At 43.3% G+C, this 13,253-nt stretch carries 15 protein-coding genes; 12 read left to right on the forward strand and 3 right to left on the reverse strand.

What is annotated here, in order from left to right; translation table 11 throughout:
• Positions 1 to 236: 236 nt before the first annotated feature.
• Complete coding sequence (locus CHH75_RS15255) at positions 237 to 2,210, forward strand: stalk domain-containing protein (RefSeq protein ID WP_095267495.1); 1,974 nt, start codon at positions 237 to 239, stop codon at positions 2,208 to 2,210.
• A gap of 110 nt (positions 2,211 to 2,320) precedes the next feature.
• Here the strand turns inward: CHH75_RS15255 and CHH75_RS15260 are convergent, their stop codons facing one another.
• The 3 genes from CHH75_RS15260 to CHH75_RS15270 all read right to left on the reverse strand — a co-directional run bounded on the left by CHH75_RS15260 (position 2,321) and on the right by CHH75_RS15270 (position 4,887).
• On the reverse strand, positions 2,321 to 2,932 hold the full coding sequence (locus CHH75_RS15260; protein ID WP_244908298.1) for a GNAT family N-acetyltransferase: 612 nt from the start codon (positions 2,930 to 2,932) through the stop codon (positions 2,321 to 2,323).
• A complete protein-coding gene (locus tag CHH75_RS15265; protein WP_095267494.1) occupies positions 2,929 to 3,540 on the reverse strand; it encodes a TetR/AcrR family transcriptional regulator in 612 nt (203 codons plus the stop codon). Before CHH75_RS15265 ends, CHH75_RS15260 begins: the two co-directional genes overlap by 4 nt.
• Positions 3,541 to 3,999: 459 nt before the next feature.
• Complete coding sequence (locus CHH75_RS15270) at positions 4,000 to 4,887, reverse strand: MerR family transcriptional regulator (protein ID WP_095267493.1); 888 nt, start codon at positions 4,885 to 4,887, stop codon at positions 4,000 to 4,002.
• 210 nt (positions 4,888 to 5,097) lie between these two features.
• Here CHH75_RS15270 and CHH75_RS15275 point away from each other — a divergent pair, with 210 nt between their 5' ends.
• The 11 genes from CHH75_RS15275 to CHH75_RS15320 all read left to right on the forward strand — a co-directional run bounded on the left by CHH75_RS15275 (position 5,098) and on the right by CHH75_RS15320 (position 13,241).
• The gene (locus CHH75_RS15275; protein ID WP_095267492.1) at positions 5,098 to 6,168 is read left to right on the forward strand and encodes a Gfo/Idh/MocA family protein; all 1,071 of its coding nucleotides are present in this window, start codon (positions 5,098 to 5,100) and stop codon (positions 6,166 to 6,168) included.
• Positions 6,169 to 6,271: 103 nt separating this feature from the next.
• Positions 6,272 to 6,907, forward strand: a complete 636-nt coding sequence (locus tag CHH75_RS15280; protein WP_095398600.1) for a hypothetical protein — start codon at positions 6,272 to 6,274, stop codon at positions 6,905 to 6,907.
• A 110-nt stretch (positions 6,908 to 7,017) separates the two neighbouring features.
• Positions 7,018 to 7,302: a hypothetical protein gene (locus CHH75_RS15285; protein ID WP_095398601.1), complete on the forward strand. Its 285-nt coding sequence runs from the start codon at positions 7,018 to 7,020 to the stop codon at positions 7,300 to 7,302.
• A 72-nt stretch (positions 7,303 to 7,374) separates the two neighbouring features.
• Positions 7,375 to 7,926, forward strand: a complete 552-nt coding sequence (locus tag CHH75_RS15290) for a helicase (protein WP_095267490.1) — start codon at positions 7,375 to 7,377, stop codon at positions 7,924 to 7,926.
• The gene (locus CHH75_RS15295) at positions 7,923 to 8,201 is read left to right on the forward strand and encodes a hypothetical protein (protein ID WP_095398602.1); all 279 of its coding nucleotides are present in this window, start codon (positions 7,923 to 7,925) and stop codon (positions 8,199 to 8,201) included. Before CHH75_RS15290 ends, CHH75_RS15295 begins: the two co-directional genes overlap by 4 nt.
• A gap of 168 nt (positions 8,202 to 8,369) precedes the next feature.
• Positions 8,370 to 8,807 (forward strand): aminoglycoside 6'-N-acetyltransferase, encoded by a 438-nt coding sequence (aac(6'), locus tag CHH75_RS15300; RefSeq protein ID WP_095267488.1) that lies wholly within the window; start codon positions 8,370 to 8,372, stop codon positions 8,805 to 8,807.
• A 257-nt stretch (positions 8,808 to 9,064) separates the two neighbouring features.
• Positions 9,065 to 9,316 carry a hypothetical protein gene (locus tag CHH75_RS15305; protein ID WP_095267487.1) on the forward strand — a complete coding sequence of 84 codons (252 nt, stop codon included), beginning with the start codon at positions 9,065 to 9,067 and terminating at the stop codon, positions 9,314 to 9,316.
• A gap of 108 nt (positions 9,317 to 9,424) precedes the next feature.
• Positions 9,425 to 9,637 carry a phage integrase N-terminal SAM-like domain-containing protein gene (locus tag CHH75_RS25045; RefSeq protein ID WP_155619155.1) on the forward strand — a complete coding sequence of 71 codons (213 nt, stop codon included), beginning with the start codon at positions 9,425 to 9,427 and terminating at the stop codon, positions 9,635 to 9,637.
• 69 nt (positions 9,638 to 9,706) lie between these two features.
• On the forward strand, positions 9,707 to 10,231 hold the full coding sequence (locus CHH75_RS25050; protein ID WP_255223042.1) for a tyrosine-type recombinase/integrase: 525 nt from the start codon (positions 9,707 to 9,709) through the stop codon (positions 10,229 to 10,231).
• Between the two features lie 85 nt (positions 10,232 to 10,316).
• Positions 10,317 to 11,429: a hypothetical protein gene (locus CHH75_RS15315; protein ID WP_176475584.1), complete on the forward strand. Its 1,113-nt coding sequence runs from the start codon at positions 10,317 to 10,319 to the stop codon at positions 11,427 to 11,429.
• Positions 11,430 to 11,951: 522 nt separating this feature from the next.
• A complete protein-coding gene (locus CHH75_RS15320) occupies positions 11,952 to 13,241 on the forward strand; it encodes an RES domain-containing protein (RefSeq protein ID WP_095398604.1) in 1,290 nt (429 codons plus the stop codon).
• Positions 13,242 to 13,253: the final 12 nt, after the last annotated feature.

Consider the following 13,253-nt stretch of genomic DNA (forward strand, 5'->3'; position numbering starts at 1 on the left):
GGCAATAATAAAAGCCTATTGATCAATTACTGATCAATAGGCTTTTTTGTGGTTATGGGGGACACCGTTTATCAACAAGAACTGAGTGTAGAAGATTGTTATCCATCGGTGAGTGCTCTTTAGTTCCTTATTGATCAGCGTCTCACTACATATGCAGGAAATACAGCCTATCTTGTCGAAATCAATCGAGGCTGTTAGAAAAATATTCCTACTTGGACGATGAGGAGAGGTCATAAGTGAAAAGATCGTTGTATGTTCTCGTTTTGTTTAGCATGCTGGTGGGACTCGGTTTGGCGGGGGGCAGCCCCGACAGTACTTCTGCCGAAGGGGCCGAGCTCAAGATCCGGGACATTGCGGGAAAGAATACCTATCTGATGAGCGACGGCTCCATGTGGTCCTTGATTGACGGACGCCATAGCATTCGAACCCCAGGCAACCTCGTAGCCATTAGTGGTTATGAGTACAGGGGCATCGGGATGACGCAGGAGGGCCGCTTAGTGGAGTGGGGCGTTGGCAAGGGCCCCGAGGTTGTTCCGGGCACAAGCGGCGTGAAGCAGATTTCGGGTTACTACTGGCTGAAGTCGGATGGTACCGTATGGAGCGGCAATGTAAAAGTAAACAATCTCAGCGGCATTCTGCTGATTGCCAATGCGGATCAGGAATTCGCTGCATTGTCCTCAAGCGGAGAACTGCTACTGGAGGATAACTACAAGAAGGGACAGTTTAAAAAGCTCGGGATCGTGGACAGTCCGGCATCTGTCAAATCCATGACGGTACACAGTGGACGCGTCGCTCTGCTGCATGATAACGGCGACGTGGTAGTGTACGAGACGTCGAACTTCGACGATAACGGGCGGATCATCCCGGTTACCGTGGCTCAACATGCAGCTCATATCGTTTATGTATCCAATGAGCCGACGGATCTTCTGATCGTGACACTCCAGGACGGAACCGTGTGGACAACCGGAACGTACAAAGACCGCTGGAAGCTCAAGGAGCAGATCACGGGACTTAGCGGGATTGTAAGGACATCCATTTACGGGAATGCAAAGGATTTGTCGGAGGGCTTCTATGCGCAGCGAGGTGACGGAAGCTGGATACATCACAAGGATGGACAGAACAAGAATGTGGATGTCCCGGTAGTTAAAAGCTTATCCGTTGCGATATCCAATACGACGCCTTATGTAGGAGATTCCTTGGAAGTGAGTATCCAGGAGAACTACACGAACGGAGCCAAGATCAAGGTGCCCGTTAAAGATGCAAGCATCGAGATCGAAAAACCTTATTTATTGACTGTCCAGAAGAACGGCACGTTGAAATCTACGGGTGTCGGAAAGACGCAAATGACGGTGACATCGGGCGGACAATCCAAATCGGTAACGGTATCGTCCAGCCTGCGCAACAATTTGAAATACGCCAAACAGGTCAAAGGCAATGTCATGGTTCCGGCGAAGTCCGTTATCCAAGCACTGGGAGGTACCTATTCGGCTAAAAACGGAGGCGTGGAGGCGAAATTCGGACAGAGTGTGCTCTGGTTCAAAGCAGGCAGTAACCAAGCCAAGCTGAATGAACGCTCCATCCGTCTCAAGGCTGCGCCAATGAACGATAAGGGCGAAATGCTCATTCCGGCCTCTCTATTATCTGATGCATTAGGGGCTACAACCAGCTGGGATGCCAAGTGGAAGCAAGCGCATATCTCCCTCGGCACGGATGCGACCATGACTGTGGTCTCCACCGAAACGGCTGGATTGATCAAAAAAGCGATGCAAGGCAATTTGGTTAAGTTTATCGGCCGGACGTATTGGGTGAATGATTTCGAGAACCTGGAACGCTTCTCGAAATTGACGGTAACTGACATTGTGCCTGACGACAAGGGTCAATTCAACGTGATTTTCAAAACGGCATCAGGGAAAACGGTGAAAAGTTACTCTATGCGCTCTTCGGAAGTGACGCAGCTGTTTGCAGACCGGTCTTCGTTATTAACGTACGACCCTTATCAAAAATACAAATGGTCCGCCTCCATCTGGAAACAGATTAAGGCGGGACAGGTTTCTCTAGGCATGACGAAGGAGCAGGTACAGCTGTCATGGGGAGATCCAGCTGCTAAGGACATTACCTCCGGTGGCGGAAAAACCATTGAAACTTGGGGGTACTCCAATTTTAATGTCGTTTCTTTTGTGGACGGAAAAGTCATATTGATCTTGATGTAGATGAAAGTTATCTAGAGATATACAAATCTTATAAATGTTATTGGCTCAAATTGTTCAAAGAAGAGCTGATCTGGAAGCCTGCCCGAGTACCGGGCAGGCTTTGTTGTGGCTCAGGCCTTCTCCAAACGCAGCGAGATCATGTGATTGATGCCAGATCTTCGGGCCTGCATTGACGATAGGGGCTTGCGTCTGTATTCGGTGAACCCCAGCTTCTCATATAAGCGTATGGCCGGGACATTGGTATCTGCGACCTCTTCGATAAGATAGTTACGGTACGGCAAATGATCCAGCATATGTTGAATAACTGCCGAGGCCGCTCCTTGGCCGCGGAAAGATAAGGCAGTACCAATAAACTCGATGGAGCCCGTTTCGGCTGGCGGGTTGATAAACGGCTTTTGGAATTCCCTCTTCAGAATGAGCGCTGCCATCGTGCCCTTGAACCAGCCCAGATGCCGGCGGAGCGGTGCGCTTTGAAGCTCCGTGGAGAATTTCTGACAGTCCGTGCATGCGCCAAAGGCCGCCACGCGATCACCAGCGAGCGCCACATAAAATTGGTCCAGAACGAACATATGAGCGAATGCCTTCGCGGTGATATCCCGGTCCTTAGAGAAATACGTGAGCCACTGCGAGAAGCCGTCGGCGAAAATCTCCGCCATCTGGTTTCTGACCTCTACACCCGCGCGATCTGCCCGGACAACCTTAAATGAGCCTGAGTGCTTCACAACGTTTCACCTTCCTTATCGAATATTATGGTCAAGAGCGATCTCGATGGCATGGAAAATTCACCCTCAAGCATCACCTTCATCATCGCCAGTCCCTGAATGGAGGCAAAGAAATATTGCGCCATCTCAAAAGCGTTCCCTTCTCGGAGCTTGCCTTGCCGCTGCCCTTGGTGGATGAGCGCTGCAGTCGCTTGGAGTAGATTGGTATTGAGCTGCCTGAGAGCCTCTTTCCGATCGTCCGTCTCCGTGGAGAAGAAGGATTGCGTCATCAGCAGTAAGAGGTGCCCAAAGTCATCGCCGGCGGACAGATCGTGATACACTTCGTCAGCGAACCGTGCCAGTTCCTCAACGGGCTCATCGCTGGTCTGAAATTTGGCGATTAGCGCCTCAAGTCCGGTCATGGCGAACTGCACCAGTTCCTCGAATAGCTGCTCCTTAGTACTGTAATGGCGGTACAGCAGACCGGTGCTGATGCCAGCCTGATCGGCAATATGCTGCACATTGGTGGAGCCGTATCCTTGACGAACGAACAGCCGCATCGCCGCTGTCTGGATTTTGGTGCGGGTTGCAAGGCGCATAGCTTCGTATTGTTCAGGTGTACGGGGCAATTTAGTTACTCCTTTTAATGAATGAATTATTATTCATTATAAAATCGACAAGGTAAACTGTCAACGCATAACGTAACGAAGGGCGCTGCAAGGCTTTTTCCTGCATGCTATTCACACCTGATTATCATGACGAGATATACGAGACTGAGGATCCGAGCCATAGTCGTCTTAAAGAGCAGCTATGGGATTGAAAGCGGTTGGGGACATCATACAGGCTGACGAATAGACGGCCATTCCTTACAGCGGAAACCCTACTGTGAATTGCTTCAATCACAAAATGCTATTATGATTGGGTTATGCCAATACGGCAAGCTTGCGTGTATTCATACATCAAGTTTTTAACGACCATAAGTTGGACGGTTACACGGTCAATTATAAGAAACAAATTCTATTGGCTATGGAGTATTACTATGATGGGGTAATCAAGCGTTCTCAGCCCAATAACGGGTAGTAGCTGGCTTAACGCTGATCATTATATTTGGCACGCAGCGCATTGGAAGCTTGTTCAAGCATCTCGGTGTATTCGCGATAAGCCGGACTTAGTCGTTTCATTGCAGGGATAAAGCGTTCGTAATAGCCGCTGGCTTGCTGAAATTCACGCAGCCGCTTGTGCATCTGATAAGCAGGGGAAGTCAAATACTGCTCAGACTGTTTGAAGGCCAGATATGCCTGGATGCTCTCCTCATGCTCCTCTAGAAAATGCTCCGCCTGGCGCACATGCTCAATCATGTCTGCCGACAGCTGATGCCAGTCCGATAGCGTTAGCATCGCTTGCTGGTCATCCAGACCGGACTGCAGATCGTCCAGCGTTGACTGCCCCTGCGCCGGATATGACAAGGTGGCGGTGTCATCCAGAAAGCTGATGATTTCCTCGAACGCTGCTTGCTGATCTGAACTTTCTATTGCATCCGGAAGAAAATGAGCGAAATGGACAGCGATAAAGCGGCCATATTCTCCTGGAAAGGCGTTAAGCAGCTTGCTGCTTAATGTCTCCTGCTGCTCCAAGGCACGCGGTTTGTTTTCGATCTCAAGCCAGTCACCGTCCGCACTTAATTCAGCCAGCAGCGAATGCCTCATATGCTCATGCATCAAGCGCTGTTCGTTATGCATTAATTTCTGCTGGAGCATGGCATCCCCATGATCGGCAAGCGTCTGCTTAATCTCCTTTATTGTTAATCCAAGCTTGCGTAAAACACTAATTTTCCGCAACCGTTCTATATCCTGTTTGCTAAATTGGCGATAGCCGTTATCAAGCGCCTTAGGCGAGAGCAGCTCCTGCTGGATGTAGTATTCTACCGCTTTTTTGGTTAATCCTAGCGCTGCGCATACTTCTTGAATCCGCATCATGATCACCTCGAGAATATTGTAAACCAGCACCCAAGGGAACAGTCAATCTGTAGAAATCGTATGAAGGATTTACGTAGAGGATAGTAACTATGCATTTAATTATTCGAGAATACCGTCGATATCGTATAAAATCGGGTGCACGCGGGAATACAGGAGCGTTATTACGAACCAGCTGGTCGAAACTATAAATATTAAGGGGCGAATTTGTCTATGAAGAAAATTCAAGTTGGAATCATTGGCACTGGATTCGGTGCTACGGTTCATGCTCCTATCTTGGGACTACATGAGGGGTTTGAAGTTAAGGCTATTGCCAGTGTCTATAGAGGGAGATCCAATGACGCGTTCAAAGAAATTGAAGTCAATCATATTTATACCAACTGGAAAGAGATGCTGGATAAAGAAGAACTGGACCTCATAACCATATGCTCCGTTCCCAGTCACCACTATGAGATGACCATGGAATCGATAAACAAAAATGTTCATGTGTTATGCGAGAAGCCTTTAGGAATAAGCGCATGTCAAACTTCGAGCATGCTCGAAGCACAACAAAACTCCAATGTGATGGGGTTTGTTAATTTTCAATGGAGACTTACTCCAGAGAGAATGAAAATCAAAGAAATGGTTAGCAATAACGAATTAGGGGAGATTCAATACATTAAATATATAGGAAGTTTCTCGGGTTATAACAACTTATTATCACAGTACAGAGGCTGGGAGGGAAGAAGACAGGATGGAGGTGGGTTTTTATCTGCGGTGGGATCACATATGCTGGATTCATTGATGTGGTGGATGGATCAGCCCATTTCGGATGTATATGCAGAATTAAAAACGTTAGTTCCAGTATTTCATGGATCCGCTGGGATTGAGCAGAGAGACTCTGACGATGCTTTTACTATAATGGGACATTTTGAGAATGGGACGCCCTTTATGGTAGATGTATTCTATCCTGCAGTACGAGGAAATGGATGGAAATTGGAGATTTTCGGGACTAAGGGAACGCTGGTCATGAACAATGATAGGGATTTAATGATAAGTTCAGGAGGAGAATTTCATAATTTGCAAATAGAAGATCAAAGCCTTCCAAGTCATTTGCCAGCTCCAGCGAATCAATATTATAGAGGATTATATCCGATGGTCGATCAGATTTATCATTCCATCGTTAATCAGAAGGTGGATTTAAACGTACCTACCTTTGCAGACGGTCATCGCGTACAATTGGTCATGGATGCCGTATATGAATCCGCTGCCAGTCAAGCCATGACATTAGTAAAGCGTAAATGAGATCGTCATGTGAGTATTTGAAGATGCCGGCAGCCGAAGCCCGGGTGTATGAAAATACCAGGACATTAGGTGAATTTGCCGAACTACTTGAAGGAGTACATCGATGAAATTAACATCCATACATAAAAAGATACGCGGTATGAGGAAGAAAGCGAGGAAGCTTGAAACCTGGGCCGATTATCATAAACAACTCCACGTTGATTCTTTACTTCAATATAATAAGGAATATGTAAAGCTGTGGATTAGCCCATTCTATAACTTATATCAAATAAACCCCAACCTCATAGGAAGGAAAAATCCCCCGTATAAATTCAGAAGACAAATTTTCTATCAATTGATTGAAATCTATGTAGCTTGGCAAGAACAGCTTGAACAGCTGAATCAACCCTATTATTTAAAAATATGGTTAGGCGATCCGGAATTCATGGACTCTCAGATTGTCGCGGCTATTAACGATGAAATTGATTATTACAACCATATCTTTATGGATCACGAAGAACATAAGGAATTTCCGTTGAAGATTCACCACCCGTTAATGGATCGTTTTGTCTGGAAAAGATGTGTGAATGGATACGATGTGTGGGAAAGTGATTTAGAAACTGCTCAAGAAGTGAATGAAATACAGAATAAAGCCTTCAAAATCTTTGAAACCGAGGTGGATGGAAGGATCGAACGATCCTATTTTATGAAAACAGGCGATATGTGGGTCGGGAGTATGCGAAGAAGTGGAAACACGTAGCACAGTTTAAATCTCGCTCCATGCGCTCCGTGGTGTTGACAGCATAGCACGGGAAATGGACAGGCGGCTCATCATCGATACAAAATTACTCCCATAAAGGAGAACCCACTATGAAATCTTTCTTTCACTATGACACAGACGAAGGAAGGAAAGACTTGCTTTCCCGTGCAAGGAAAGTCGCACTAAATGCGCTTCAATATTATGATCTGGATTGGAGCTGTATTCAATTTATTCAAGTTTCGGACACGATTACTTATAAAATCGAAACCGATTCCAGCGATTCCTATTTGCTTCGCATCCACTCGGACGAATTAAGTAAAGAAGAGATCCTTTCGGAGCTGCTTTTTCTAAGTGAATTATGGAATGTGCATCATGTACGCTTCAAATCCGGATGAAATCCCAAATTTGCAGGCTGAGCAAGAATATGCTTTAGCCTATCTAATAGACACCTGACAGGAGGAAGAGGAATGCATGTCGACAACGAAGAAGTGTACCCGAATCGTCTAGTAACTACAAGAACAGTAGAAATAGGTGGGCTTACGAAAGCACAGCTCATTCAGAAGCTGAAACAAAGTGATATTAGGATGAATGAGTACGCCGAGCGATTATTAACGGATGATCGATTTACCACCTCAGATACTAGATACAGCCTGCAAACCGTTGAAGTCACGGTTGGCGATCTTGGTTTTCGCGATGGAGCGACGACGGATCAGATATACCAAAGAGCAGCCGAATTCGGCCTGGCATTATGCCCGCTTGAGCTGGGCCCATATATAAGATTGCAGTACGCCGACCAGCCAGAAGGGGATTCAGGAGACGGTGTACAGCGAAATCAAGCGCCATCGGGCTCCATTACGATAGCCTCAAGGAGGCTGACGGATGATGATGATTTCCCGAAAGGCTTCTATCTTCGGCGGATGAATGATGCGCTGTGGCTAAGAGGATATCGCGCTGATCATCTGCATGTCTGGAATCCTTACGACCATTTTATTTTTGTTAAGCCGGAGCCCAGATCATGAAATTATTTCTGTTTATCAGTCAGTCCATCTACGCGTTGATGTTAGTGCCTTGGCTTATCGTGTGGGGTGTATCGTTCATGGTGTTTGATAGCGGTTTGTCGCTTTGGGGAGTAGGCATTATGATCATGGTCACATTATATCCAATAGCGGTTGCGGTATGCTCCTTATTATCCTGGATCTATGTGAAGAAGATGCGTCCTCTTTCTATCGTAGCGATCAATCTCGTTCCTTCCATTTGGATCATGGCCTTTGTACTCATCATCTTCGTATTCTGATCCCAGGTGAACTTACATGAAGAAAATACCACATCATTATTAGGCACAAGACCAGGTATAACAGCCATGTATGATGTTTATGAGTATATGAAGCGTATGAGAGCCATGGATGTGTGTTAAGTCAATCCTGCCAACGTTACGAAAAATGATATAAGCGTGGTGAAGCTCATGATAATTGTAAAGGCGAGTGAATCGGAACTCATAGCATTAGTATCCTTAGCCTTGAAATTATGGCCGGACAATACGGTGGAACATTTAAGAGCTGAATATGAAGAATTATTGTATTCAGAAAGGGACATTTTCTATCTAGCGGTTATTGGAGATAAGGTTGTGGGTTTCATCCATATGTCGTTGCGATATGATTATGTGGAAGGATCCGAATCAAGTCCCGTAGGGTATATTGAAGGAATATATGTAGAAGAAGAATACAGGAATAAGGGCATTTCCAGACAGCTAGTTGAAGCAGGAGAACAATGGTCAAAGTCGTTAGGATGTGCCCAGGTGGCCTCAGATGCTGAATTGCATAATGACGGAAGTCAGGCATTTCATAAAAGGATAGGATATAGAGAAGTGAATCGGATCGTTGCGTTCATTAAAGACATATAGAACAACGACATCGATATTTATAAAAGCAGAAGAGAGTCAGGGAGTGATCATTATCAAATTTGTTCTTATATTTGGTCCCCAGGCCGTTGGAAAGATGTAATAAGAAGGAAGACGGATAAGAACATCATGCGATAGGATTCCAGCGTAACAATAGGCTTCGAAGTACGAAGACCTGCAGCCCGGTCATGGATATGACGGACTGTGGGTCTTTTTTGTGTAGGAGTGGATTTGAGGAGATTATGAAGGAGGAGATCAGAATGGAAGTGGTCATAACCCGATGGGATGATCGTCACTTGGCGGTATCGCTAAAAGGGTTTATTGCAGAAGATATTGCATTCATCAAACGTATTCCGGGCAGAAGGTGGTTGCCTGATGAGAAGGTATGGAGGATTCCTTTCCGTAAAGAGGTAGTCCACTCATTGGTTACAAGATTTCCTGAAGGTCAATTTTCGATCGATCCAGACCTCACAGATATTCAAGAATTATACGGAAAGAGCCCTGATCGCTAGCGGCCATACAAATGAAATGGTGATTGGGAACTAGATTCAATCCGAAGCCGAACCTGAACCGCAAGGCGAGAACGGCATGTACGTTGGGATTCGAAAGAACAACGGAGAATGAAGGATATATTAATACTGAAAGGCTACAGCAGGCGAACCATCAAAACCTATGTGGGGCATGTTCGTCGCTATGTTCAATTTACACAGGATAATGGGACGTCTATAGGAAATGAAATACGTATTCAACAATATCTGCTGTCTCTTCTAGGTCATCATTATTCGCATGCGTATGTGAATCAGGCTGTGAGCGCATTGAAATTCTATACATAACATGTCTTTAACGAATCCTTGGCATTGGACGCATATATCAGACCAAAGAAGGAGGAGAAATTACCGAACGTGCTAACTCTAGAGGAAATACGGAGGGTGTTGGAACATGTACATAACCTGAAACATAAGGCCATATTATATCTGACATATTCCTCCGGCCTACGGGTAAGTGAGGTGGTTCGGTTAAGACTAGAAGAGATCGATGCGGAACGGTATTTAGTCAAGGTCAGGCAGGCAAAAGGAAGAAAGGACCGTTATACGATTCTTTCGCAATCCGCACTTGATGTTCTTCGGGAATACATAAAACAACACACTCCTCAGAAATGGTTGTTTCCCGGCCAAGCCACAGGCAAGCATATCACGGAAAGAACGGTACAAAAGGTGTTCGAACAAGCACTGCTACAATCCAACTTGCAAAAAAAGGCCAGTCTGCACACATTACGTCATTCGTTTGCAACACATTTGCTGGAAGCAGGAACCGACTTGCGTTACATTCAGGAGCTGCTAGGTCACGAAAGCAGTCGCACAACAGAACGATACACCCACGTTACTTTAAAAGATGCACGGAGAATACGAAGTCCCCTGGATTTATAGGAGGGGCAGGACTAGGATTTGGAAACGACAAACCACTCCAAATTTAAACCAAGCATTGAGCTTCGCTAACTCCACAAGTATATAGGTGTTTACGAAATACGGTAATCGTCATATGATGGTGGTATTAGTGAAGTTCGTAGATATGGAGTTAGGTGAAATACCTTGTAAAGAGGAGAAAACTATGAAATTAAAAGAGACATTTAATTCTTTTTTAGAGACAGAAACTGAAGGGAAATATTTTGAAAGTTCAACGGTTACTTATAGAAGAAAATTAGAGGTTTTTTGTGAGTATCTAATTGTAATAGGTAATCTGTCGGATAACAATTGGGAAGACATTTTGCGTGGAATGAACGAGAAGAAATTTGCTGATAGTGCAATTTATTATATTGAAAACTATAATATTCAATTTTACTCTACTCTAGACAATTATTTTTCCGTAATCTATTCCTATTTCAGGTACATTCGTGATTTCCTCGGAATTTCTAATAATACGATAGATAGTGAAGAGAAGCTAAAGAGCTTAAAGAAATTAATACATGCGAAAACTAAAGATTACAATCTGATAACGAAGAAACAAAAGTCGCCTATTAGTGATGATGTGTACAATGAGTTATTGGAGTATTGTAATGAATGCATTAATAACCCTAAGTCCGATTTATTGAAAACAACTGGATATAATAAGGCATTCACTGATTATGTTTCTGCGATTATAACTAAACTTGTTATGTATGCTGGTTTGAAGATAAAAAGTATTAAAGCCCTAGTTCGTAGCGATATAAATGAAATTGTAAACACACTTAATATAAATAATTATCGTATTCACCTACCTGACGAATTATCTAGCCAAATTAGAAATTATCTAGTGATCCGAGATTCAATTGCGGGTAATGACCCCAAAGGAGCATTATTTATAACTAATCAAGGTAAAGAATTAACTTCGAATGCATCAATGTTTGAAGTTCTTAGTGCAATTTTACAATCAAGAGAAGCTGAAAGTGTTGCGAAATTTGTCATCATGCAACAGATTAAGACGGGCATACCATTAGGACAAATAAAGAAGTTAACAGGCTTTTCGTATATAACATGCCTACACTGTGCTGAGTTGGTAGAGCAAGAGAATGAAAGAACTGATAAGAACAGTATTAATAGGCTTTTGGATTCAAGACTTAGAAGCCTTCCTCTTTATGACAAGTTGTAAGTAATTCGAGGAAGTCAAGGTACTTCACCTAACACAACATTATGCGAACCATTTCTTGACCCTTCAAAAATGCCGGAATCCCTTGTACCATAAGGCTTTTCGCCATACCACTACTTCGCTTTTCTCGCTTCGAATTCGCATAACTTTGATTTTGTCAGCCAAGATATACGAACCAGGCGCTAATGGGTTATACGCAGAAAAAGATATACGCACCTGATTTTTACGTGATATACGAAGCTGATAAATAGAGCATACCTCGTGTTAAATCCTCAGTCAAGTTCAAGCAAGATGTTACGAGATCCTCTGTGCCGCCATGGAGACACGACTGTGTATTTTATAGACACTGTTACGACGAAAAAAGTAGAGTGGGTAGTTCGGGGGGGACCCGCACCAGATTCGTCGAATTATCGGTGCGATCTCAAAGACAAGAATGAGGCGGAATAAAAGGATTTTGATCAGATATGTCGAATTATGAAAAATAATGAACCGTGTTAAATTTTACTAAATGGGCGAGTGGAAGATATGAACGAGTGCTCCGTCATTTGCAGGAGTTGTTTTGACGATCTAATTGAAGTCATTAATAGGCTAAATATAAAAGTAGGTATTAACAGAAGACCTCGAACCATAAGAGAGAAAGAAAAAACTAAATATAATTGTTTACTGTGTAATTTAAAGCTTAAAGCTTACGTTGAGTATTACTCTGAAGAGTATTTTGAAGAGAAGATAATACCCATCTTCGTGTTAATTGGAGGCGAACTTTCAAAAAAAATTTATGGGTGTTTTAAATGTGTCGGCGCGCAACTTGATTATGATGTTTATCGTTGGAATAAAGATGAAGAAGACCCAAGTAATTTTATTGAGAACAACGCAGGACAAACTGTTGAAAGCTTTTTGTGGGAGAAAGGAATAGACGATAAGTTCCATAAGCTAATACTTAAACATCTACGTTGTCAAACTTGCCACTACGGTGAAGATCCAATTGATTACTCCCATAATCCCGATGGAGGTACTTTTGAATCTTATGATCAAGTTTATGATGAACATGAAACAAATTCGGTATTTGGATTAGATGACTTTGACTTTATTGAGTTTTCTCAGTTTGCCCAAAAATATAATATTGATCTTAGTTGGCAGGAACTCCATGAGTTTAAACAGCATCTTTTGAAATATCCTCTTCTGGCATATAAGCATGAAACGGGAAAAAAAGTCTATGATCTTCTACAAAAACATTATGAAAAGAGAGACTATATAGAATTAAGAAGTGGGACTCAGCTTTTTAGAGGAAGGGCACGAAAAAAAGATAGGAAACATGTATTTGGAGAAGATGAAATCTGGAATCCGCCTGAGGGGTTGCCTCAGCACGGACGTTATAATGCTGTTGGCATATCCGTTTTATATCTGAGTAATCGAATGAAAGCCATCCCGTATGAAATTCATCCGTTAAACGATGAAAATATTGACATTGCTCTTTTTAAAACGAGAAAAAAATTGAAGTTGTTTAACATCGGGTTGTTTGATCATAGTTTCCAGGGTTTTTTTAATGAGATAAACGAAGAGAATAAGCCCTTAAAAAAGGCTTATCTACTAACCAATTATATTGGTAATTGTTGTGCTGAAATTGGATTTCATGGTGTGGCTTATCAAGGTGTAAGCGATAGAAAATATACAAACTATGCATTGTTTAATTTTGAAAAGAACAATGAAATACGAATTGTTGAAGTTGTCAGTTGTGAAGTGGAAATTATATATAACCTGAAGACAGAAGCTAAAAGTACAAAAGATATAGGGAATGAAGATTCCTTTCTGTTCTAACACGTATATCAA

Source organism: Paenibacillus sp. 7541 (assembly GCF_002276395.1).
Taxonomy (GTDB): domain Bacteria; phylum Bacillota; class Bacilli; order Paenibacillales; family Paenibacillaceae; genus Paenibacillus_AQ; species Paenibacillus_AQ campinasensis.